Origin of the sequence: Micromonospora sp. NBC_01405, assembly GCF_045040155.1 — a bacterium.
In the GTDB taxonomy this organism is placed as follows: domain Bacteria; phylum Actinomycetota; class Actinomycetes; order Mycobacteriales; family Micromonosporaceae; genus Micromonospora.
The window spans coordinates 3,391,496-3,413,347 of sequence record NZ_CP109532.1 but is presented as its reverse complement, the minus strand read 5'-3'; the positions used below and the strand labels follow the sequence as shown (position 1 = coordinate 3,413,347).

The window sequence follows — 21,852 nt, the reverse complement described above, 5'->3', positions numbered from 1 at the left end:
CGGCACGACCTCCCTCAACTCGAAGCGAGCGAGCAGATGGGTGAAACCCCTTCCCGCTCGGCCGACGCCGGCACCGGCGGGATCCGCGTGGCCCCAGGCCAGGAGCGGCCCGCCGGCGCCTCGGCGCGTGTGGCCGAGTCACCAGTCAGCACCCGTACTCCCGCCGGGGGCGGCCTCGGCGGCGGCGGTGGCCTGCCCCGGGCGCGGGCCTTCGGCGCGGAGCGCGCGTTCCGGGGCCTGACCCTGGCCGCCGGCACCGCCGTCCTGGTGATCATCGCCGCCATCGCGGTCTTCCTGATCGCCAAGGCGGTGCCGGCCCTGCGCGCCAACACCGCGAACTTCTGGACGTACGAGGGCTGGTCGCCGAACGACACCGCCCCGAAGTTCGGCATCGGCGCGCTCGCCTTCGGCACCGTGCTCAGCTCCGCGCTGGCCCTGCTCATCGCGGTGCCGGTGGCGCTGGGCATCGCGCTCTTCCTCTCCCACTACGCCCCGCGTCGGCTCGGCACCGCCCTCGGCTTCCTGATCGACCTACTCGCCGCCGTGCCGAGCGTGGTCTTCGGGCTCTGGGGACGAGACGTCTTCGTCACCCCGGTCCGGGACTTCTCCGCCTGGCTGAACCAGTACTTCGGCTGGATCCCGATCTTCGGGGGCGACGGTCCGTTCGGTAAGTCGATCATGCTCGGCTCGCTGGTCCTGGCGATCATGGTGTTGCCGATCATCACCTCGCTCTGCCGCGAGGTGTTCCTCCAGACCCCGACCGCGAACGAGGAGGCGGCGCTCGCGCTCGGCGCGACCCGCTGGGAGATGATCCGCACCGCCGTGCTGCCGTACGGCCGCCCCGGCATCATCGCCGCGGTGATGCTCGGCCTGGGCCGGGCGCTCGGCGAGACCATCGCGCTGGCGATGACCCTCGGCATCACCTTCGGCATCTCGTTCAACCTCATCGAGAACGGCGGCAACACCATCGCCGCCAACATCGCCAACGCGTTCGGCGAGGCGAACGACACCGGGCGGGGCGCGCTGATCGCCTCCGGCCTGGTGCTGTTCACCATCACGCTGATCGTCAACATCACCGCCCGGGCGATCGTCCACCGCCGCCGGGAGTTCACGGAGTCGGCCGCATGAGCACCACCGTCGCCAGCCACCACACCAGGCCCCCGGCCCAGCCGCCCGACCTCCGGGCCAAGCGCCTGCCCCGGTACGCCGCCCCGGCGATCGCCCTGGCGGCCGTCGTGGTCGCCACCGCGATCGTGTACGGCGCCGGCATCGGCGGCCCGGTCCTCGTCGTCGTCCTCGCCGCGCTGCTCCACCTGGCCGGCCTCTTCGCGGCCAGCAACGCCGTCGAGGGGCGGCGCTCGGCCCGCAACCGCATCTGGAGCGCGCTGATCCACTCCGCGTTCGTGCTGGCCGTCCTGCCCCTCGCCTCGGTGGTCTGGACGCTGGTCAGCAAGGGCGTCGAGCGTCTCGACGGCGACTTCTTCGGCACCTCGATGAACAACATCGGGGCCCGGGACCCGAACGGTGGCGCGTACCACGCGATCGTCGGGACGCTGGAGCAGGTCGGCATCGCCGCGCTGATCACCGTCCCGCTCGGCGTCCTCTGCGCCATCTACGTGGTCGAGTACGGCCGGGGCCGGTTCGCCTTCGCGATCCGGTTCTTCGTCGACGTGATGACCGGCATCCCGTCGATCGTCTCCGGCCTGTTCGTGCTGGCGTTCTGGGTGCTGGTCGTCTCGCCGGTGTTCAACGACGGCCGGCCCGGCTTCTCCGGCTTCGCCGCCGCGCTCGCGCTGAGCGTCCTGATGCTGCCCACCGTGGTCCGCTCCACCGAGGAGATGCTCCGGCTCGTCCCCGCACCGCTGCGCGAGGGGGCGTACGCCCTCGGCGTGCCGAAGTGGAAGACCATCCTGCGGGTCGTGCTGCCGACCGCGCTGCCCGGCATCGTCACCGGCGTCATGCTCGCCGTCGCGCGAGCGGCCGGCGAGACCGCGCCGGTGCTGCTCGTCGCCGGCGGCGGCGCGGCGATCAACTTCAACCCGTTCGAGAACAACCAGTCGTCGCTGGCCCTCTTCGTCTACCAGCAGGCCGGTGACGCGTCGCGGTACGCCCCGGCGCGGGCCTGGACCGCGGCGCTGACCCTGGTCGCCCTCGTGCTGATCCTGACGGTCGCGGCGAAGCTGCTGGCCCGCCGGAACCGGCTCGGCCGATGAACCCCGGAGGTACCACCACCATGGCCAAGCGCATCGACGCCTCGAACGTCACCGCCTACTACGGCGCCTTCAAGGCGATCGAGAACATCAACCTGACCGTCGAGCCGAAGACTGTGACCGCCCTGATCGGGCCGTCCGGCTGCGGCAAGTCGACGTTCCTGCGGTCGATCAACCGGATGCACGAGGTGCTGCCGGGGGCCCGGGTCGAGGGCGACCTGACCATCGACGGGCAGAACATCTACGACCGCGACGTGGACGTCACCGCCGTGCGCCGGACGATCGGCATGGTCTTCCAGCGGCCGAACCCGTTCCCGACCATGAGCATCCACGAGAACGTGGTGGCCGGGCTGCGGCTCAACGGCGTGCGGAAGAAGTCGATCCTGGACGAGGCCGCCGAGCGGGCGCTGCGCTCGGCGAACCTGTGGGACGAGGTGAAGGACCGCCTCGGCAAGCCGGGCGCGGGCCTGTCCGGCGGCCAGCAGCAGCGGCTCTGCATCGCCCGGACGATCGCGGTCGAGCCGCAGGTGGTGCTGATGGACGAGCCCTGCTCCGCGCTGGACCCGATCTCCACGCTGGCCATCGAGGACCTGATGTTCCAGCTCAAGGACAAGTTCACCATCATCATCGTCACGCACAACATGCAGCAGGCCGCCCGCGTCTCCGACCGCACCGCGTTCTTCTCGATCGAGAAGACCGGCGACCCGGGCCGCCTCATCGAGTACGACAACACTCAGAAGATCTTCAGCAACCCGAGCCAAAAGAAGACCGAGGACTACATCACCGGCCGCTTCGGCTAACCCCACCAACCCCACCCCCGCCCCGCCCCGCCCCGCCCCGCCCCGTCGATCTTGCAGTTGCGGCCCCTGTTTCGGGTGGTGTGCCGGATTTGACCGGGCCGGAAGTGCAAGATCGGCGAGGAGGGGGTGGGCGCTCAGCCGAGGACGAAGCGGGGTTCGCCGGTTTCCGGCAGGTCCAGGCGGGGGGTGATCGGGGTGGCGGCGTCCCGGGTCGCGGACGCGCGGGCCACCCCGGCGAGATCACCGGCGGCGGCCACCTGGGCCAGGGTGACCAGGGTCGGCGGGAGCATGGTCAGCTCGCCGGCCTCCGCCCGGGCCAGGGCGTCCGCCGGGCGGACCCACATCGTGTGGTCGGCCTCCCCGGAGACGTCCCGGGTCCGTTGCCCCTGCGGCAGCAGAGCCACGAAGAAGTACGTGTCGAAGCGGCGCGGCTCGAACTCCGGGGTGATCCACCGGCTCCACGGCAGCAGCAGGTCCGACCGGAGGGTGAGCCCCCGGCCGGCCAGCAGGTCGGCGAAGCCCCGGCGGCGGGCCTCCAGGTCCTGCCGCGCGGCCTCCCAGTCGTCGCCGCTGACGTCGCCCACCACGGTCGCCGCGTCCGGGCCGGCCAGCAGCACCCCGGACTCCTCGAAGACCTCCCGGGCGGCGGCGCACACCACGGCCTGTGCGGCGTCCGGCGCGACGCCCAGCCGCCCGGCCCACGCCGCCGGCTCGGGGCCGGCCCAGTCGAGATGGGCCTGGGAGTCCGACGGGTCCACCCCGCCGCCGGGGAAGGCGTACACGCCGCCGAAGACCATCGCGGCGACGCGGCGGATGACGTACACCTCGAAGTCGGCGCCGGCCGGGCGGAGCAGCAGCACGGTGGCCGAGACCCGGGGCCGCGCCGGCGGGTTGCCCTCGGCGCGGAACCGGCGGGCGTGCTCGACCAGGGCCGGCGGGGCGGCGAAGCCGTCGCTGTCGATCGTCATGCGTCGAGCCTAGTCCCGCAGGGTGGGCCGCCCGATTCGGCGGACGTCGGGGCCCGGACCGGCCCCGACTAGCGTGGACGCATGACACGTTGGGGGATTCTGGCCACCGGCCACATCGCCGGCCGCTTCGCCGAGGACCTCCGGCTGGTGCCGGGAGCCGAGCTGGTGGCCGTCGGCTCGCGGACACCGGAGGGCGCGCGGCGGTTCGCCGACAAGCACGGCGCGGAGCGGGCGTACGGCTCCTGGGCGGATCTGGCCGCCGACGACGAGGTGGACGCGATCTACGTGGCCACGCCGCACGTCGCGCACCACGAGGCGACCATGACCTGCCTGGCCGCCGGCCGGGCGGTGCTGGTGGAGAAGCCGTTCACCCTCGACCTGGCGGACAGCACCGAACTGGTCGAGGCGGCCCGCGCCCGGGGGGTCTTCCTCATGGAGGCCATGTGGATGCGGACGAACCCGCTGATCCTGCGGGTGGTCGAGCTGATCGCCGACGGGGCGATCGGGCGGGTCACCGGCGTGCAGGCGGACTTCGGGGCGGCCGGGCCGTTCGCGCCGGAGAGCCGGATGCGGGCCCGCGCGCTCGGCGGCGGGGCACTGCTCGACCTGGGCGTCTACCCGGTCAGCCTGGCCCACCTGCTGCTCGGAGTCCCGCAGCACGTCCGGGCCTGGGCGAAGCTCGGCCCCGAGGGGGTCGACGAGAACACCGGCATGGTGTTCGGGTACGACTCGGGGGCGGTGGCGATGCTGAGCTGCGGCATGATCGGGGCCACCCCGATGGTCGCCTCGATCACCGGCACCGCCGGCCGGATCGACCTGCCCGCGCCGTTCTTCCGGCCGCCGTCGGCGACTCTGCACCGCGCCGGGGCCGACCCGGAGACGATCCCCGCCGACCTGACCGGCGGCGGCTACCAGTACGAGGCCGCCGAGGTGCAGCGCTGTCTCGCCGCGGGGCTGACCGAGAGCCCGCTGGTCCCGCACTCCACCACCCTTGAGGTGATGGCCCTGCTGGACGCCGTCCGCGAGCAGATCGGCGTGCGCTACAAGTGAGTCGGAGGGGCTCCCCGTCGACGGGGAGCCCCTCCGAACCGGCTGTCAGCCGAAGAGCGGGCGGACCAGCAGGTACGTGACGCAGGAGATCAGCGCCGCGGCCGGGAACGTGATGACCCAGGCGATCACGATGTTGCCGGCGACGTTCCAGCGCACGGCGGAGAGCCGCTTCGTGGCCCCCACGCCCATGATCGCCGAGGTGATCGTGTGGGTGGTGGAGATCGGGGCCTTGAGCACCAGGGCGTTGAAGTAGAGCACCGCGCTGGCCACCGCCTCGGCGGCGAAGCCCTCCGGCGGCCCCAGGTCAATGATCTTGCGCCCCAGCGTCCGGATGATCCGCCAGCCACCGGCGTACGTGCCGGCCGCCAGCATGGCCGCCGAGGTCCAGAACACCCAGCCCGGGATGTGGCTCTTGTCGTCCTGGAAGCCACCGGTGTAGAGGGCGAGCACCACGATGCCCATGGTCTTGGCGGCGTCCTGCATGCCGTGGCCGACCGACATGGCCGCCGCCGACGCGGTCTGCGCCCAGCGGAAGCCCCGGTTGAGCTTGCCCGGCTGCCCGTTGCGGAAGATCCACAGGATCGCCAGCATCAGCAGGTAGCCCAGGGTCAGGCCGATGATCGGCGAGAGCACCATCGGCAGCAGGACCTTCTCGCCGATCGTGATCCACTGCACCACCCCGCCGGCCGACAGCAGGGTCGCCCCGACCAGGCCGCCGAACAGCGCGTGCGAGGACGACGACGGCAGGCCGAAGTACCAGGTGATCAGGTTCCAGGCGATCGCGCCGAGCACCCCGGCGAAGAGCACCCCCAGGCTGGCCACCCCGGTGGGCAGGGTGACCAGGCCGTCGCCCACGGTCTTGGCGACGCCGGCGCCGAAGTGGGCGCCGACGAAGTTGCCGACCGCGGCCAGGGCGAGCGCCACCCGGGGGGTCAGGGCGCGCGTCGAGACGCTGGTCGCGATCGCGTTGGCGGCGTCGTGGAAGCCGTTGGTGTAGTCGAACGCCAGGGCCACCGCGATCACCGCCAGCACGGCGATGAGTTCGGGAGTCACAGGATCAGGACTCCTTGACCGCGATGGTCTCGACGGTGTTCGCCACGTGCTCGAAGGCGTCGCAGGCCGCCTCCAGCTCGTCGGCGACCTCCTTCATCTTGAGCACCGTCAGGGCGTCGTACTCGCCGGAGAAGAGGCGGACCAGCAGCATCCGGTACACCTGGTCGCCGTCGTTCTCCAGCCGGTTGCACTCGATCCAGTAGTCCTCGAGGTCCTTCATCGACTTCAGCCGGGGCATCGCCTCGGCGGTCAGCTTGGCCTGCTGGTCCAGCACGTTGACCAGGTCGTGCAGCTCACGCGGGAGCGACGGCAGCTTGGTCAGGCCGTACAGGTAGAGCAGGTTGCCCACGGCCTCCAGGTGGTCCATCACGTCGTCGAGCAGCGAGCCCAGGCGGTAGATGTCCTCGCGGTCGAACGGGGTGATGAAAGTAGAGTTGATCTTCTTGTACAGGTCGTGGGTGATCTGGTCGCTGTCGTGCTCGACCTCGGTGAGCCGCTCGCTGACCGACTGCACGTCCACGCCGGGCAGGGCCAGCTCGTTCAGCAGCGCGGTACCCCGCACCAAGTTCTGCGCGGCCCTGGTGAAGAGCTCGTAGAAGGCGCCCTCGGTGGGGCGGAAGGAAAACTTCACAGCCTGGACCTCGTCGTGTCGGTGGAAGGGCGGCGGACGCCCCGGGGGTGCCTGCAGTGGGAATGCTAGGAAACGGCAGAACCACGAATTCCTCGGCCCACCCTCGGCCAGCCGCCATTTACTGGTCGTTCACCTGTCGTTCACCTTGACCCGGTCAATCGCCGCACAACCGCCTACGCTCCGCCGCCACGTCGAAGTCCGCCGGCGGATACCCCAGATCCAGGTCACCGAACGTCTCCCCGAGCAGGTGGGCCACCGCCCAGTCGCGGTACCACTTCCGATCGGCCGGCACCACGTACCAGGGCGCGGCGTCCGTGCCGCACCGCTCCAGGGCCTCGGCGTACGCGGCCTGGTAGTCGTCCCAGCGGGCCCGGGAGTCCAGGTCGCTCGGGTTGTACTTCCAGTGTTTGGCCGGGTCGCTCAGCCGCGCCGACAGCCGTTCCCCCTGCTCGGCGTACGAGATGTGCAGCATCACCTTGACCAGGGCCACCCCGGCGTCGGTCAGCTCCCGCTCGAAGGCGTTGATCTCGTCGTACCGGGCCCGCCAGGTGGCCTCCGGCACCAGCGACTCCACCCGGGCGATCAGCACGTCCTCGTAGTGCGAGCGGTTGAAGATCCCGACGTACCCGGGCGGCGGCACGGCACGGCGGACCCGCCACAGGAAGTCGTGCCGCCGCTCGGCGGCCGTGGGCGGGCCGAACGAGCGGATGTGCAGCCCGAGCGGATTCATCGCGCCGGCCACCCGCTTGATGGTGCCGTCCTTGCCACCGCAGTCCATGGCCTGGAGCACCAGCAGCACCCGCCCGGGGCGACCCCGCCCCAGGCCCGCGTCAGCGGTCGTCGGGGCGCTCGCCGCGGCACCCGGTCCGGCCGCGCCCTTGGCTGCGGCGAACAGCATCTCCTGCTGTCGCCCCAGCCCCACGCCGGCCAACTCCACCTGCTGTCGCGCCCACGCCTTGCGGGCGCCACCGCGGCCCGCCGCCGCAGGCAACCCCGGCGTCGACCGGGGATCGACCGCCCCCAGGTCCACCGCCCCGCCGCCCACCCGCAACAGCTCCCGCACCGTGCCGCCCTCCGGCGCCACGACCTCCACTCCACCGAACACGTCCATCCCCGGATCATCGCCCAACCCACCCGCTCCCGCCCGGTGAGCGCCCGAGGGGTGGGGGTCACGTTCGGGGGTGGGTGGGGCGTCGGGAAGCCGGGGGCCTGGCCACCGCGCTGGTGACGCCCCGGCCGGAGGGGCGGGCTCAGACCACCAGGGCCAGCCACTTCCGGTACGACGCCGCAAACGGCTCGCTGCCGTCGCCGAGCGCGACCAGCAGCCGGCGGGACGCGGCCTCGGCCTCGGCGACCAGGTCGGCCGGGTAGCCGAAGCGCTCCCGGTGCTCGGCGAACTCGTCCTCGTCGCGCAGCTCGACCAGCCCGGTGCCCCGGCGGCGCACCACGTCCAGGTCCAGATCGACCAGGTGGACGGTGTCGTCGCCCTCCCACCGGGCCGGGGTGGTGATGTCGCAGTAGACCTCGCTGGTCCGGGGCGGCGGGTTGAACATCCCCGTCCACCAGCCGTGCCGCGGCACCAGCAACACGAAGGGGATCTGTTCCACCGAGGGCCGGCCGTGGTAGACCGACTCGGTGCCGGCCGGCACGCCGAGCCAGACGCCGAGGTCGTCCTCGGCCAGCCGACGGGCCGGGTAGTCGCGGTGGGCGCTGCCGTCGTACTTGCGGTAGATCACGCGGACCACGTCGCTCGGCATGAGTCGCACCCTAGTCGATACCGCCCATCGATCGCGCGGGAGAAGTAACCGGATGCGGCCCGTGGGATTCCGTAGGGTGACCCCGCCACGCGGGGCGGGGCGCGCCCTGCGTCGACGGCGGCGGGTACCGTCGCACGGTGACTCCGCCGCGCACCGCTCCCGGTTCCGCCCTCCCCCGCAGCGCATCCCGGCGGCGCGGGAAGCGGGCGAGCGCCGGGGAGCTGCTCGCGGCGGCGGTCGGCGCGGTCCCCGGCGGGGCGGCCCGCCCCGGCCAGCAGGAGATGGCCACCGCGATCGAGGAGTGCGTGACCTCCCGCGAGCACCTGCTGGTGCAGGCCGGCACCGGCACCGGAAAGTCGCTGGCCTACCTGACCCCGGCGCTGACCGTGGACGGCCCGGTGGTGGTCTCCACCGCGACCCTGGCGTTGCAGTCCCAGCTCGTCGACCACGACCTGCCCCGGCTCGCCGACGCGGTGGAGCCGGTGCTCGGCCGGCGGCCCACCTTCGCGGTGCTCAAGGGGCGGCACCACTACCTCTGCCTGGCCCGGCTGGACAACTCGACCGAGGACGAGCCGACGGACACCCTCTTCGACGCCGTGGAGCCCCGGGCCGGCGGCGGGGGCGGGAAGTGGCTCGGCGAGGCCGGCCGGATGGGCAAGCAGATCCAGCGGCTGCGGGACTGGGCGCTGGAGACCGACACCGGCGACCGGGACGAGCTGGACCCGGGCGTCGACGACCAGGCATGGCGGCTGGTGTCCATGCCGGCCCGGGAGTGCGTCGGGGCGTCCCGCTGCCCGTTCGGCGCGGAGTGCTTCGCCGAGGCGTCCCGGGCCCGGGCCCGCGAGGCCGACCTCGTGGTCACCAACCACAGCCTGCTCGCCGTCGACATGCTCGCCGGGCGGCACATCGTGCCGCCGCACAAGCTGCTCATCGTGGACGAGGCGCACGAGTTGGCCGACCGGGTCTCCTCCGCCGCCCAGGCCGAGCTGGTGCCGGAGCTGATCGACCGGTCCACCCGGCGGGCCCGCCCGCTGCTGCGCCCGGAGGTCGCCGAGCGGCTCACCGAGGCCGGCGACGCCCTCGCCGGCGGGCTGGCCGAGGTGCCGGCGGGCCGGCTCACCGCCGGGCTGCCGGGGCCGCTGCGCGAGGCGTGCACGCTGCTCGACGCGGCCACCCGGGCCGCGCTGGACGCGATCGGCGACGTCAAGTCCGACGACCCGGACCCGGTGCGCAAGCAGCAGGCCAAGGCGGTGCTGGACGAGCTGTCCGCCACCGCCCAGCGGCTGCTGGAGGAGGCCGAGCACGACGTGGCCTGGGTGGAGAAGCCGGACAACGGCAGCCGCCGGGCCCTGGTGGTGGCCCCGCTCTCGGTCGCCGGCACCCTCGCCACCCACCTCTACGACGAGCGCACCGTCGTCGCCACCTCGGCGACCCTGGCGCTGGGCGGCCGGTTCGACACGGTGGCCCGGGCGCTGGGCCTGGACGCGCCGACGCCCTCCCCGCCGTCCCCGGCCGCCGCCGCGCTGGCCGTCGCCACGGCCCGTGGTGACGCCCCGCCCGGTGCCGCCCCGGTCGCCGCCGCGCCGGGCAGCCGCCCCACCACCGGAACCGTCCCGGCCACCGAGGGGCCGGGCTGGCGGTCGCTCGACGTCGGCTCGCCCTTCGACTACGCCCGGCAGGGCATCCTGTACGTCGCCGCGCACCTGCCCCGCCCCAGCGTCTCCGGGCTGCCCGAGGCCGCCGGCGAGGAACTGCTGGCGCTGGTCGGCGCGCTCGGTGGGCGTACCCTCGGGCTCTTCTCCTCGCGGCGGGCCGCGCAGCAGGCGGCGGAGCTGCTGCGGGCGCGGACCGACCTGCCGGTGCTGCTCCAGGGCGAGGAGTCGCTGCCGCTGCTGGTCCGCAGGTTCCGCGAGGAGCGGTCGAGCTGCCTGTTCGGGGTGATGTCGCTGTGGCAGGGCGTGGACGTGCCGGGCGACGCCTGCCAGCTCGTGGTGATCGACCGGCTGCCCTTCCCCCGCCCGGACGAGCCGCTCGCGGCGGCCCGCGCCGCAGCCGTGGACGCGGGCGGCGGCTCCGGCTTCGCCGCGGTGAGCGTGCCGATCGCCGCCGTCCGGCTGGCCCAGGGGGTGGGCCGGCTGATCCGGGCCACCGGGGACCGGGGCGTGGTAGCGGTGCTCGACTCGCGGCTGGAGACGGCGCGCGGCTACGGCCCGTTCCTGCGCCGCTCGCTGCCCCCGTTCTGGTACACCACCCGCCCGGAGGTCGCCCGGGGCGCCCTGGAACGCCTCGGCCGGTCCTGACGTACGCGTACGGCGAGAGACGGGCCCGCCCCCGCGCGAGACGGCGGGGGCGGGCCCGGTGGCTCCACGGGACGGTCAGGGCGCCTTCGAGGCGACCACCACGGCGTCCGGCGGGGTGTCCGGCACGGTACGCGCGGCGAGCCGGCGGACCGCCGTGTTGAGCACCGCGATCAGCGGCACCGAGACCAGCGCCCCGGTGATCCCGGCGAGCACCACGCCCGCCGCGATGCCGATGATCACCGCGAGCGGGTGGATGGCCACCGCCCGACCCATGATCAGCGGCTGGAGGATGTGGCCCTCGACCTGCTGCACGCCGATCACCACGCCCAGGATGATCAGCGCGGTGACCGGGCCGCTGTCGACCAGCGCGACCAGCACCGCGACGACGCCGGAGAGCGCCGCACCGACGATCGGGATGAACGCCCCGAGGAAGACCAGCGCGGCCAGCGGGAACGCGAACGGGATGTCGAAGAAGACCAGGAAGGCGCCGATGCCGACGGCGTCGATGAACGCGACCAGCACGGTGGCCCGGACGTAGGCGCCCAGGGTCTCCCAGGACGCCCGGCCGGCGTCGTCGACCTTCCACCGGGCGGCCACCGGCAGCAGCCGGACCATGAAGCGCCAGATCCGGCTGCCGTCGCGCAGGAAGAAGAAGGTGGCGAAGAGCACCAGCACGATGCCGGTCAGCACCTCGGCCAGGGTCGCCGCGGTGGAGACGGCCCCACTGGTGAACTTCTCGGTGTTGTTGTTGATCCAGTCCTGCGCCTCGTCGATGTACCGGGTGAGCTGACTGTCGGACAGGTGCAGCGGGCCGGTCTTGAGCCAGTCCTGGATCTGCCGGACGCCCTCGGACGACTTCTTGCTCAGCTCCGGCACGCCCTTGATGAACTCGTTCACCACCAGCGTCAGCGTGCCGATGACGCCGGCCAGGCCGCCGACCAGCACCACCGCCGTGGCCAGCGAGCGGGGCAGCCGTGCCCGCAGCAGCCAGCCGACGGCCGGCGCGAGCAGCGCCGAGAGCAGCAGCGCGATGGCCAGCGGGATGATCACGATGCTGATGGTGGCGACGATCTTCAGCAGCGCCCAGAACACCACACCGACGACGATCAGCCGCCACGACCAGGCGCCGGCGATCCGCAGGGCGTGCGGCACGTCGGCGTCGTCCCGGCTGGCGGTGGAGTTGTGCATCGCGGCGGGCGGCTCGGCGCCGACCACCGTCGCCGACGGCGGGGCCGCCGGGCCCGGCGAGGTGGGGGACGCCACCCCGGCCACCCCGGTGGAGTCGACGCCGCCCGCCGCCGCAGCCCGGCCCGGTCCCCCGTCGGCGACGGTGGTCGGGTCGGCGCGGGCCCGCCGCACCGACTCCCGGCCCGACTCGTACGCGCGGCGGAGCCGTCCCCGTACCCGCTCGAAACGGCTCAAGCGCACCTCCCGCATCAGAATCAACCTGTCCGGAGGACAGGGGGGACAGGATACGTCCGTCGCCCCAGCCTAGGGCGGTTCCGCCACACATTGCCCCGGCCGGCGTCCGCGCAACCACCCCCGGGGCGGCCCGGCCGGACGCGGTACCGTTCCGTCCGTGACCGCCGACCAGAACCTCGACTCCGGCCTGCCGATCCGTCTGCTGCACGACCGCGTGCTGGTGAAGGTGGACGGCAGCGAGGGTGAGCGCCGCTCCAGCGCCGGCATCGTGATCCCGGCGACCGCCGCCGTGGGTAAGCGACTGGCCTGGGCGACCGCCGTGGGAGTGGGGCCGCACGTCCGCTCGATCGTCTCCGGCGACCGGGTGCTCTTCGACCCCGACGACCGCTCCGAGGTCGAACTGCACGGCCGGGGGTACGTCCTGCTGCGCGAGCGGGACGTGCACGCCGTCGCCGCCGAACGGATCGAGTCGGAGTCGAACGGCTCCACCGGCCTGTACCTGTAACGCCTCCGGCAGGCCCTTCCGCTTTCCTCCCCCGGGTCCGCTCCGGCCTCCCGCCGTCGTCCACCCCGGTCGGCGACGCGTCGTTTGCGGCTGCCCACTACGGGAAGCCAGGCACGTCCAGCGCCCTGGGGAGGGATCGTGCCGGTATTCGTGAAGAAGGTCTTCCTCTGGGGAAGCGTCGCGTTCCTGATCTACTTCGTGGCTTTCCGACCGGACAGCGCGGCGCAGATGTGCAAGGCGATCGGGGCGGGCCTGGCGGCGATGGCCGTGGGCATCGGTGACTTCCTCACCGGCCTGATGACCTGACCGGCCGACCCGCCCCCGTCGGGCGGCGCCCGCCTGACCGGCCGACCCGCCCCCGTCAGGCGGTGCCCGGCGGCCAGGGGGCGGCCGGGCGGGGGCCGTACCAGCCGGGCGGGCCGTAAGGCCCCGGGTGGGCCGGGGGCGGCGGCGGGGCGAGCACCACCGGGATCGGCACCACGGGCTCGTCCGGGGCGTCGACCGGCCGCTGCGACCCGTCGGGGAACCGCAGGTGGTAGCGGTGGCCGTCCCAGCTCCCGACCGGCACCTGCGGATCCCGGCCGACGAAGAAGGACCGGTACGCGGCGATCGCGTCCAGCAGCTCCCGTTCCTCCCACGCGGTCCGTTCCCGGTCGGCCGGCCGACGGTCCAGCCCTCGGTGCATCCCGTCGCGCAGCAGCGCCAGCCGGGTGGCGGAGAACTGGTATCCGCGCATCGCCTTGAGCCCCGCGTCGCCGGCCACCCGCCGGGCCCAGGTCCGGGCGGCGTGCCGCCGGCCCAGGCTGCCCAGCGCCGCCACCTCCGGCGGGGTCAGCCACCCGGCCCGCACGTATTCGGGCAGGGTGCGCTCGGTCAGCCGCCCCTCCCAGCCGCGCAGCCAGACCGCCAACCCGACCATGCCGAAGAAGATCGGCACCATCACACCGAGGTAGCCGTACAGGGCGAGCATCGTCTGCCCGGTGGCCTGGGCCAGCGACGGCAGCAGGTTCCAGGTGCCGTGCAGCATCATCGCCAGTAGCAGGCCCGCGACCGGGGCGAGGAAGCGCACCCGACGGTCGGCGGTCCGGGCGGCGATGCCGAGACCCACACCGGTCATCGAGGTGAACAGCGGGTGGGCGAAGCCGAACAGCAGGATCCGGACGATGAAGATCGCGATGACCTGCCGCGCCCCGGTCGCCGGACCGTACTCGTTGACGCCGGAGGCGTAGCCGTAACCGCCCAGGTAGAGGATGTTCTCCACCATGGCGAAGCCGACCGCCGACAGCCCGCAGTAGACCAGGCCGTCGGTGATGCCGGACCACTCCCGGCGGCGGAAGATCAGCAGCAGGATCGGGCCGATCGCCTTGGTCAGCTCCTCGATGAACGGGGCGACCAGCACCGCGGTCAACGCGTCGGGCAGCCCCCAGTCGGCGAACCGGGCGGCGAAGAACCCGTTGACGGTCAGCGAGGCGGCCGTGGAGACGAACGCGCCCCAGACGAAGCAGAAGATCAGATACTTCAACGGCTCCGGCTCGTACCGGTCCAGCCACAGGAAGCAGGAGACCAGCACCGGCACCGGCAGGATCGCGGCGACCACGCCGATCAGCAGCGCCTCCGGCCCCAGGTTGAAGCCGAGCTTGAAGAGCATGTAGACCGCGCACGCCGCGATCAGCAGCACCACCAGGACCACCACCAGGACCCGCCGCCAGCCCAGCCGGCGCACCGGCATCCGGGGGGCGGCCCCACCGGGCTGCGAAGGGAGATCGTGCGGGGTCCACGGCGACGCGGCGCCGCCGGGCGGGGTGTCGGCCATTACATCAGCGTAGTCATCCCCCGCCGGCTGTTCCGGCCGCATCGGTCGACCGTTATCCTGTCGTCAGGTCACGAGCGCCAGCGTCAAGCCCCGGCTTGCTGGCCGGCAACCCTCGTCGAGTTCGCGGTGGGGTGCCCCGGGTGATGACCGGGCCCAGCCCTGTCCGGCGCTGGGCAAGCGCGGACCCCGTCCCGGTGGCGTCACCCGGGGTCCCCGGACCCGGAGGTCGTGCCATGACCGTCACCCTCGTACCCTCGCTCACGCCGCCGCCCGCGCGGACCGTGTCGGCGTCGTCGCGGCCGCTCGACGTGCTCGGCGTGCCGGGCCAGATCAACCTGGACTACGCCGCCAGCGCGCCGTGCGCGCGGGCCGCGGCCGACGCGGTGGCCGAGCTGCTCCCCTGGTACGCCAGCGTGCACCGCGGTGCCGGCGCCCTGTCGCGGCGCTGCACGTTGGAGTACGAGCGGGCCCGGCAGACGGTCGGCGACTTCTTCGGCGCCCGCGCCGACGACCACGTGGTGTTCACCCGCAACACCACCGACGCGCTGAATTTGCTGGCCCGGGCCCTGCCCACCGGGACCACGGTGGTGACGTTCGCCGGGGAGCACCACGCCAACCTGCTGCCCTGGCCGCGCGGCTCGGTGCGGCTGCCGGTGCCGGCCGCCCCCGCCGAGGCGGTCCGGGCGTTGGATGCGGCGCTGACCGAGCTGCGCCGAGGCGCCACCGCCCGCCCGCCGGTGCTGGTGGCGGTGACCGGGGCGAGCAACGTGACCGGGGAGCGTTGGCCGGTGGCCGAGCTGGCCCGGGTGGCCCGCCGGCACGGCGCCCGGATCGCGGTGGACGCCGCCCAGCTCGCCCCGCACGCCCCGGTCGACGTGGCCGCGCTGGACGTGGACTACCTGGCCGTCTCCGGGCACAAGCTGTACGCGCCGTTCGGCGCGGGGGTGCTGCTCGGCCGGGGCGACTGGCTCGACGCGGCCCCGCCGTACCTGGCCGGTGGGGGCGCCACCAGTCACGTCGGGGCCGCCACCCACGATGTGCGCTGGGCCACCGGCCCGGCCCGGCACGAGGCCGGCACCCCCAACCTGCTCGGCGCGGTCGCGCTCGCCTCGGTGTGCGCGGCGCTGGCCGGGGCGGACCGGGCCGCGCTGCACGCCCGCGAGCAGACGCTGCTGGCCCGGCTGCGGGCCGGGCTGGCGGCCCTGCCGCACGTGGTGGAGCTGCGCACCTTCGGCCCGGACTCGCCCCGGGTGGGCATCGTCTCGTTCGTGCTGGCCGGCCGGGACTCGGCCGAGGTCGCGGCGGAGCTGGCCATTCGGTACGACATCGGGGTCCGCGACGGGCTGTTCTGCGCCCACCCGCTGGCCCGTCGGCTGCTCACCGAGGCCGCCACGCGCAGCGGGCACCGGGACCTTCCGCCGACCGCCCTGCGGGCCAGCATCGGCCTGGGCAGCACCCAGCAGCACGTCGAGAGCCTGCTCACCGCCCTCGCCGAGCTGGGCTGAGCACGCCTCAGCCCAGCGGCGGGGCCGTGGGCGGCTTCGGGGCGGGGACGCTCTCGGCCGGGCCGACGTTCGGTTTCTCCTGCTCGCCGAAGGACTCCCGGATCAGCCGGTTGGCCTCCTCCTGGTCGATGCCGGAGGCGACCAGCAGGTCGCTGGCGGTGGTGCGCACCTGCGCGATCACCACGCTGCCGGAGAACCCGACCCCCTGCGCGTACGCCCGGCCGGCCTCACTGACCGCGCGCAGGGACCGCTCCCGGGCCCTCTCCGGTTCCGCCCCGACGGCGAACTCGTGGCGGAGCAGGCGGACCGACTCGGCGAGGTGGGCCACCGCGTACGGCATCGGCTCCGGCACCGGCTCCCCGTCCTCGATCATCGTCACGGAACGCCGGATCAGGGTCCCGCTGTTGCGCATCGCGCGGTCGATGGGGTCGGCCGCCTCGGCGTAGTGGGTCAGCTCACTGCGCCGGTGCCAACGGGCCGGGGAGAGGATGCTGGTCTCCTTCGCACCCTCGATCGCCTCGATGAGGGTGCTCAGCTCCTCCTTGTTCTCACGGAGCCGTTCCAGGGCCCGCTGGGCGCTGTCCCGGTCCCGCCCGCGCAGCGCCTCGGCGGCGGCGTCGAGCTGGTCGGCGAGCAGGTCCAGCGCGGGCCGGGCGGCCCGGTTGATCACCCGCAGCGGGTTCAGCGGCAACAGGATCGCCGTCACCAACAGCGCGATCCCGCCGCCGATCAAGGCGTCGATGAAGCGCGGTATCTCCAGGTCCTCGGTGGACGGGCTGAGCGTGACGATCAGCACGGCGGTGGCGGCGGCCTGGATGACGACCGACACGCTCCCACCGAAGAAGAGGGTCAGCACGATGGACGCCGTCACCACCAGCCCGAGCTGCCAGCCCCCGGTGCCGACGAGGTAGATCAGCAGGTCGCCGAGGAACACCCCGACCGCCACCCCGACGATCAGCTCGACGGTCCGGCGCAGTCGCTGACCGACCGACGCGGCCAGGGCGCCGACCGCCGAGATCGGCGCGAAGACCGGCTGCGGGTTTCCCAGCAGGTGATGGGAGATGACCCAGGCCAGCGTGGCGGCCAGCCCGGCCTGCACGGCCAGGCCCATCGCCATCCGGACCCGGTGCAGCCGATCGTGCAGGGTGGCTCTGCTGCGACGGCGAAGCTCCTCCATCGCCGCCGAGATCCGCGCCGAGTCGATGTCGGCCACGCCGTCGTGCAGGCCTGCACGCCGCAGCAGCGACGATCGGAGATCCCGGGCCACGGCCATGGCGGGGACTACCCACCGTGAGGGCGGTGAATCCTCGCCCGATCCGGCAGACTCGGCCAGATGACGGGCTCGGACGGCCGCCGGGGAACGGTGGAACTGATCGGCCGGTGGCGGGCGGCGGCCCTGGGCGCCGGGGCCGGGGACTCACCGGCGCTGACCGACGCCGGGGCGGGCCTGCTGGCCCGCTGGCGGGAACCGCACCGGCACTACCACACCGCCCGGCACCTGACCGCCGTCCTCGATGTCGTCGACGCGCACGCCGAACTGGCCGACGACCCCGACCTGGTCCGGCTCGCCGCCTGGTGCCACGACGCGATCTACGACCCGCGGGCCGGCGGGGACGGCAACGAGCGGGCCAGCGCCGACCTCGCCGACCCGTTGCTGACCGGGGTCGGGGTGCCGACCGTGGCGGTGGCGGAGGTCCGCCGGCTGGTGCTGCTCACCGCCGGGCACACGGTCGCGGCCGGGGACCGCGACGGCGCGCTGCTCTGCGACGCCGACCTGGCCGTGCTGGCCGGTCCGCCCGACGAGTACGACCGGTACGCCGCCGCCGTCCGCCGGGAGTACGCGCACGTGCCGGAGCCGGTGTTCCGGGCCGGGCGGGCCTCGGTGCTCGACGGCCTACTGGCCCTGCCCACCCTCTATCGGCTGCCCACCCTGGCCGCCCGCTGGGAGCACCCGGCCCGCGCCAACCTCCACCGCGAACTCACCGCCCTCCACTAACCCACCCCCACCTCTCCCCACCCCGCGCTCCGCGACCCGCCCCCGCCCTCGCCCTCTCCCTCGCGATCTTGCAGTTGCGGCCCGCACATATGCCACCTAAGGCGCAAAACTGGGGCCGCAAGTGCAAGATCGCGGTGAGCGGGGGCGTGGTGGGGCGGGGCGTGCGGTGGGGCGGTCGCGCGGCGGGGTGGGGCGGGGCGTGCGAAGGGGGGTGGGGTGGGTCAGGGGGTGGGGCGGGTCAGGTGTTTGGGGCGGCGGAGGCCGGATGCGCGCAGGAGGCGGACCAGTTCACGGCTGGGGACCACCCTGGCTCCGAGGTGCACCGCCATGGCGTACCGCTCGGCGGGGATGTCGTAGTGGTCGCGGTCGAACGCGCGGCGGGGCGCGCCGAGCGCCTCGGCGAAGGCGTGCAGCTCGGCGGGCGAGACGTCGCTGATCAGATGCGACCAGAGCCGCCCACGGGCCGGCCAGGCAGGCCGGTCAAGATACAGCATGGTCGCCAAACTAGCCGGGGGTTAGCCTCTGCTGCATGATTGCCTCACCCCTCCTCGCCGACCTGCGCGCCGTGCTCGGCGACGACGCCGTCCTGACCGATCCGGACCTGCTCCGGATGCACGAGCGGGACGAAGCCGACCTGTGCGCCTCCGGGACGCCGCTGGTGGTGGTCCGCCCACGCGGCACCGACGAGGTGGTCGGCGTGGTCCGGGCGGCGGCCCGGTACGGCGTACCGGTGGTGCCGCAGGGGGCGCGGACCGGGCTGGCCGGCGCGGCGAACGCGGTGGACGGCTCGGTGGTGCTGAGCACCGTGGCGATGGACCGGATCCTGGAGATCGACCCGGTGGGCCGGATCGCGGTGGTCCAGCCCGGCGTGGTGAACGCGACGCTGGCCGGGGCGGTACGGCGGGAGGGGCTGTACTACCCGCCGGACCCCGGCTCGTGGGAGTCGTCGACCATCGGCGGCAATGTCTCCACCAACGCGGGCGGCATGTGCTGCGTCAAGTACGGCGTCACCACCGAGTACGTGCTCGGCCTGGAGGTGGTGCTCGCCTCCGGCGAGGTGCTGCGCACCGGCCGGCGCACCGCCAAGGGCGTCGCCGGGTACGACCTGACCCGGCTCTTCGTCGGCTCGGAGGGCACCCTCGGGGTGATCACCGAGGTGACCGTGTCGCTGCGGCCCGCCCCGGAGGCGTCGCTCACCCTCGTCGCCGTGTTCGACTCCACGGCGGAGGCCGGCGTGGCGGTGGCGGAGATCGCCGCGAAGGGGCTCACCCCGAGCCTGCTGGAACTGCTCGACCGGACCCACCTGGCGGCGATCGAGGCGTACCAGCCGATGGGGCTGCGCACCGACGCGCAGGCGCTGCTGCTCGCCGCCGTGGACACCGGGTCGCGGGCCGCCGAGGACCTGGCCCGGATCGCCGAGGTGTGCGAGGCGGCCGGGGCCGACGAGGTGTACGCGGCCACCGACGCGGCGGAGGCGGCGGCGCTGCTCCAGGCCCGCCGGCTGGCCCACCCGGCGATGGAGAAGTTCGCCGCCGACGCGTACCCGGGCGGGAACGGCGGGCTGATCATCGACGATGTGGCCGTCCCCCGGGGCTCGCTCGCCGCGCTGCTCGACGGGGTGGCCCGGATCGCCGAGGAGTGCGACGTGCCGATCGGCGTGGTGGGACACGCCGGCGACGGCAACCTGCACCCGAACATCGTGGTCGACCGCGCCGACCCGGCCAGCCTGGACCGGGGCCGGCGAGCCTTCGACGAGATCATGCGGCTCGGCCTGGAGCTGGGCGGCACCTGCACCGGCGAGCACGGGGTGGGGCTGCTCAAGCGGGACTGGCTGGCCCGGGAGATCGGCCCGGTGGGCGTTCGGGTGCACCAGGCGATCAAGGCGGCGCTGGACCCGGAGGGGCTGTTCAACCCCGGCAAGGTGCTCTGACCCCGGCCTGCGGCAGCGGGTCGGTCACCGGGGGAACGACGGGAGTTCGACGGGATCGCCGTCGGCGCCCCGGTCCGCCGCGAAGCCCCGCACGTCCGGCGCGCCGAGCCGGGCCGCGTCGGCGGTCGCGTCGTCCGGCATCAGCTGGGACTGCCGCTCCGCCTCCACCCGCGCCCGGTAGTGCTCGACCTCGCGCGCCCGGGTCGCGGCGTCCCAGCCCAGCACCGCGCCCATCAGCTCCGCGGCGTGCTCGGCGGACTCCAGGCCGCGGTGGGTGGTCTCGAAGGAGATCCGGGTACGCCGGGTCAGCACGTCCTCCAGGTGCAGCGCCCCCTCGGCGCGGGCCGCGTACGTCACCTCGGCCGCGAGGTATTCCGGGGCCCCGGCCAGCGGGGACGCCAGCAGCGGATCGACGTCGACCAGGGCGAGCAGGTCGAGGGTCAGGGTGCCGTACCGCTCCAGCAGGTGCTCGACCACCCCGACCGGCACCCCGTGCCGGCGGGCCAGGTCGGCCCGGTCCCGCCACATCGCGGCGTACCCGTCGGCGCCGAGCAGCGGCAGGTCGGCGGTGCGCGACGGGCGAACCCCGCCGAGCCGGCGGGCCGCGTGGTCCACCACGTCGGAGGCCATCACCCGGTACGTCGTGTACTTGCCCCCGGCGACCAGCAGCAGCCCGAGCATCGGCTCGATGACGGCGTGCTCCCGGGACAGCTTGGAGGTGGAGTCGGCCTCGCCGGACAGCAACGGACGCAGCCCGGCGTAGACGCCCTCGATGTCGGCGGTGGTGAGCGGCCGGTCCAGCACCGTGTTGACCTGGTCCAGCAGGTACGCGATGTCGCGGGCCGAGGCGGCCGGGTGGGACCGGTCCAGCCGCCAGTCGGTGTCGGTGGTGCCGATGATCCAGTGCCCGCCCCAGGGGATCACGAACAGGACGCTGGTGGCGGTGCGCAGGATCAGCCCCGTCTCGCCGGTGATCGCCGAGCGGGGCACCACGAGGTGCACCCCCTTGGACGCCCGGACCCGGAAGCCGGGGCGCAGCCCGACGTCGTTGAGCATCCGGGACATGTCGTCGCTCCACACGCCGGTGGCGGCGATCACCGTACGGGCGCGCACCTCGAACTCGGCGTCGGGTGAGCCGGGTGGGGCCTCCAGGTCACGGACCCGGACGCCGGTCACCTCGCGGGCCTGCCGGATCAGGCCGACCGCGCGGGTGCTGTTGACCACGGTCGCCCCAAGGCTGGCCGCGGTGCGGGCCAGGGTGACCACCAGCCGGGCGTCGTCGACCTGCCCGTCGTAGTAGCGGATCGCCCCGGCCAGGGCGTCGGCGCGCAGGCTCGGGAAGATCCGCCGCGCCCCCTCCCGGGTGAGGTGCCGGTGCAGCGGCATGCCCCGGCCGCCACCGAAGAGCCCGGCGAACGCGTCGTACGCGGCCACGCCGAGGCCGTAGTAGGACCGGCGGAAGGTGCGGGCCGGCACGTCCCGTGCGCCCCGGCCGGCGGGCAGCGGGATCAGGATCGGCACCGGCCGGACCAGGTGCGGGGCGAGCCGGGTGGCGAGCAGCCCCCGCTCGGTGAGCGCCTCGTGGACCAGGTGGAACTCGAACTGCTCCAGGTAGCGCAGGCCGCCGTGGATCAGCTTGCTGGACCGGCTGGAGGTGCCGGCCGCGTAGTCGCGCGCCTCCACCAGGGCCACCTTCAGCCCTCGGGAGGCCGCGTCCAGCGCCGCCCCGGCACCGGTGACGCCGCCGCCGATGACCAGGACGTCGAACCGCTCGGCGCGCAGCCGGCGCAGGTCGGTGGCGCGGCGCGCCGGGGAGAGCTGACCGGCGACGGTTCGGGAGACGTTGGGGTCACGCACCCGTCCACGGTAACCGTCCCGGCCGTCCCGCGGCATGTCGTGATCACGCCGTACT

General features: G+C 73.9%; 19 protein-coding genes, 1 pseudogene and 1 riboswitch. Of the genes and pseudogenes, 10 read left to right on the top strand and 10 right to left on the bottom strand.

Going from position 1 to position 21,852, the window contains the following annotated elements:
- Window positions 1-36 precede the first annotated feature (36 nt).
- Genes pstC through pstB form a run of 3 tightly spaced genes read left to right on the top strand, consistent with a single transcriptional unit; the run spans window position 37 to window position 3,010 of the window.
- The gene (pstC, locus tag OG559_RS14505) at window positions 37-1,128 is read left to right on the top strand and encodes a phosphate ABC transporter permease subunit PstC (RefSeq protein ID WP_405115964.1); all 1,092 of its coding nucleotides are present in this window, start codon (window positions 37-39) and stop codon (window positions 1,126-1,128) included.
- Window positions 1,125-2,213, top strand: a complete 1,089-nt coding sequence (gene pstA, locus OG559_RS14500) for a phosphate ABC transporter permease PstA (protein ID WP_405115962.1) — start codon at window positions 1,125-1,127, stop codon at window positions 2,211-2,213. The genes pstC and pstA overlap by 4 nt, the downstream gene beginning before the upstream one ends.
- 20 nt (window positions 2,214-2,233) lie before the next feature.
- The gene (gene pstB / locus OG559_RS14495) at window positions 2,234-3,010 is read left to right on the top strand and encodes a phosphate ABC transporter ATP-binding protein PstB (protein ID WP_387014599.1); all 777 of its coding nucleotides are present in this window, start codon (window positions 2,234-2,236) and stop codon (window positions 3,008-3,010) included.
- A gap of 134 nt (window positions 3,011-3,144) precedes the next feature.
- On the opposite strand, the gene OG559_RS14490 is transcribed toward pstB, so the two are convergent.
- The gene (locus OG559_RS14490) at window positions 3,145-3,978 is read right to left on the bottom strand and encodes an NUDIX hydrolase (RefSeq protein WP_405115960.1); all 834 of its coding nucleotides are present in this window, start codon (window positions 3,976-3,978) and stop codon (window positions 3,145-3,147) included.
- 81 nt (window positions 3,979-4,059) lie between these two features.
- Between OG559_RS14490 and OG559_RS14485 the strand changes: the two genes are divergently transcribed.
- On the top strand, window positions 4,060-5,028 hold the full coding sequence (locus tag OG559_RS14485) for a Gfo/Idh/MocA family protein (protein ID WP_405115958.1): 969 nt from the start codon (window positions 4,060-4,062) through the stop codon (window positions 5,026-5,028).
- Between the two features lie 45 nt (window positions 5,029-5,073).
- Here the strand turns inward: OG559_RS14485 and OG559_RS14480 are convergent, their stop codons facing one another.
- The 4 genes from OG559_RS14480 to OG559_RS14465 all read right to left on the bottom strand — a co-directional run bounded on the left by OG559_RS14480 (window position 5,074) and on the right by OG559_RS14465 (window position 8,469).
- Window positions 5,074-6,081 carry an anion permease gene (locus OG559_RS14480; protein ID WP_405115956.1) on the bottom strand — a complete coding sequence of 336 codons (1,008 nt, stop codon included), beginning with the start codon at window positions 6,079-6,081 and terminating at the stop codon, window positions 5,074-5,076.
- Between the two features lie 4 nt (window positions 6,082-6,085).
- On the bottom strand, window positions 6,086-6,712 hold the full coding sequence (locus OG559_RS14475) for a DUF47 domain-containing protein (protein WP_161686268.1): 627 nt from the start codon (window positions 6,710-6,712) through the stop codon (window positions 6,086-6,088).
- Window positions 6,713-6,866: 154 nt separating this feature from the next.
- Window positions 6,867-7,823: a PPK2 family polyphosphate kinase gene (locus OG559_RS14470; RefSeq protein WP_405115954.1), complete on the bottom strand. Its 957-nt coding sequence runs from the start codon at window positions 7,821-7,823 to the stop codon at window positions 6,867-6,869.
- 139 nt (window positions 7,824-7,962) lie between these two features.
- Window positions 7,963-8,469, bottom strand: coding sequence for a DUF402 domain-containing protein (locus OG559_RS14465; protein ID WP_405115952.1), 507 nt, complete (start codon window positions 8,467-8,469; stop codon window positions 7,963-7,965).
- A 110-nt stretch (window positions 8,470-8,579) separates the two neighbouring features.
- Between OG559_RS14465 and OG559_RS14460 the strand changes: the two are divergent.
- Window positions 8,580-10,769: pseudogene (locus OG559_RS14460) on the top strand (ATP-dependent DNA helicase); the annotation flags it as partial.
- A gap of 75 nt (window positions 10,770-10,844) precedes the next feature.
- Here the strand turns inward: OG559_RS14460 and OG559_RS14455 are convergent.
- Window positions 10,845-12,206: an AI-2E family transporter gene (locus OG559_RS14455; protein ID WP_405115950.1), complete on the bottom strand. Its 1,362-nt coding sequence runs from the start codon at window positions 12,204-12,206 to the stop codon at window positions 10,845-10,847.
- A 142-nt stretch (window positions 12,207-12,348) separates the two neighbouring features.
- Here OG559_RS14455 and OG559_RS14450 point away from each other — a divergent pair, with 142 nt between their 5' ends.
- Both OG559_RS14450 and OG559_RS14445 read left to right on the top strand, forming a co-directional pair.
- On the top strand, window positions 12,349-12,696 hold the full coding sequence (locus tag OG559_RS14450; protein ID WP_405115948.1) for a GroES family chaperonin: 348 nt from the start codon (window positions 12,349-12,351) through the stop codon (window positions 12,694-12,696).
- A 138-nt stretch (window positions 12,697-12,834) separates the two neighbouring features.
- Window positions 12,835-13,002, top strand: a complete 168-nt coding sequence (locus OG559_RS14445; protein WP_405115946.1) for a hypothetical protein — start codon at window positions 12,835-12,837, stop codon at window positions 13,000-13,002.
- A 55-nt stretch (window positions 13,003-13,057) separates the two neighbouring features.
- On the opposite strand, the gene OG559_RS14440 is transcribed toward OG559_RS14445, so the two are convergent.
- The gene (locus tag OG559_RS14440; RefSeq protein ID WP_405115944.1) at window positions 13,058-14,551 is read right to left on the bottom strand and encodes a PrsW family intramembrane metalloprotease; all 1,494 of its coding nucleotides are present in this window, start codon (window positions 14,549-14,551) and stop codon (window positions 13,058-13,060) included.
- Between the two features lie 24 nt (window positions 14,552-14,575).
- Window positions 14,576-14,695, top strand: a riboswitch (SAM riboswitch).
- Window positions 14,696-14,742: 47 nt separating this feature from the next.
- On the opposite strand from OG559_RS14440, the gene OG559_RS14435 reads away from it, so the two are divergent.
- A complete protein-coding gene (locus tag OG559_RS14435) occupies window positions 14,743-16,014 on the top strand; it encodes an aminotransferase class V-fold PLP-dependent enzyme (protein WP_405115942.1) in 1,272 nt (423 codons plus the stop codon).
- A 7-nt stretch (window positions 16,015-16,021) separates the two neighbouring features.
- Here OG559_RS14435 and OG559_RS14430 read toward each other — a convergent pair whose 3' ends face one another.
- The gene (locus OG559_RS14430; protein ID WP_405116657.1) at window positions 16,022-17,281 is read right to left on the bottom strand and encodes an FUSC family protein; all 1,260 of its coding nucleotides are present in this window, start codon (window positions 17,279-17,281) and stop codon (window positions 16,022-16,024) included.
- A gap of 66 nt (window positions 17,282-17,347) precedes the next feature.
- Here OG559_RS14430 and OG559_RS14425 point away from each other — a divergent pair, with 66 nt between their 5' ends.
- Window positions 17,348-18,010 (top strand): metal-dependent phosphohydrolase, encoded by a 663-nt coding sequence (locus OG559_RS14425; protein ID WP_405115940.1) that lies wholly within the window; start codon window positions 17,348-17,350, stop codon window positions 18,008-18,010.
- A gap of 221 nt (window positions 18,011-18,231) precedes the next feature.
- Here OG559_RS14425 and OG559_RS14420 read toward each other — a convergent pair whose 3' ends face one another.
- Window positions 18,232-18,504 carry a DUF4031 domain-containing protein gene (locus tag OG559_RS14420; protein ID WP_405115938.1) on the bottom strand — a complete coding sequence of 91 codons (273 nt, stop codon included), beginning with the start codon at window positions 18,502-18,504 and terminating at the stop codon, window positions 18,232-18,234.
- A 35-nt stretch (window positions 18,505-18,539) separates the two neighbouring features.
- On the opposite strand from OG559_RS14420, the gene OG559_RS14415 reads away from it, so the two are divergent.
- Window positions 18,540-19,940: an FAD-binding oxidoreductase gene (locus OG559_RS14415; RefSeq protein WP_405115936.1), complete on the top strand. Its 1,401-nt coding sequence runs from the start codon at window positions 18,540-18,542 to the stop codon at window positions 19,938-19,940.
- Window positions 19,941-19,964: 24 nt separating this feature from the next.
- Here OG559_RS14415 and OG559_RS14410 read toward each other — a convergent pair whose 3' ends face one another.
- Entirely contained in the window at window positions 19,965-21,833 is a 1,869-nt protein-coding gene (locus OG559_RS14410) for a glycerol-3-phosphate dehydrogenase/oxidase (protein WP_405115934.1), read from the bottom strand.
- Between the last annotated feature and the right edge of the window lie 19 nt (window positions 21,834-21,852).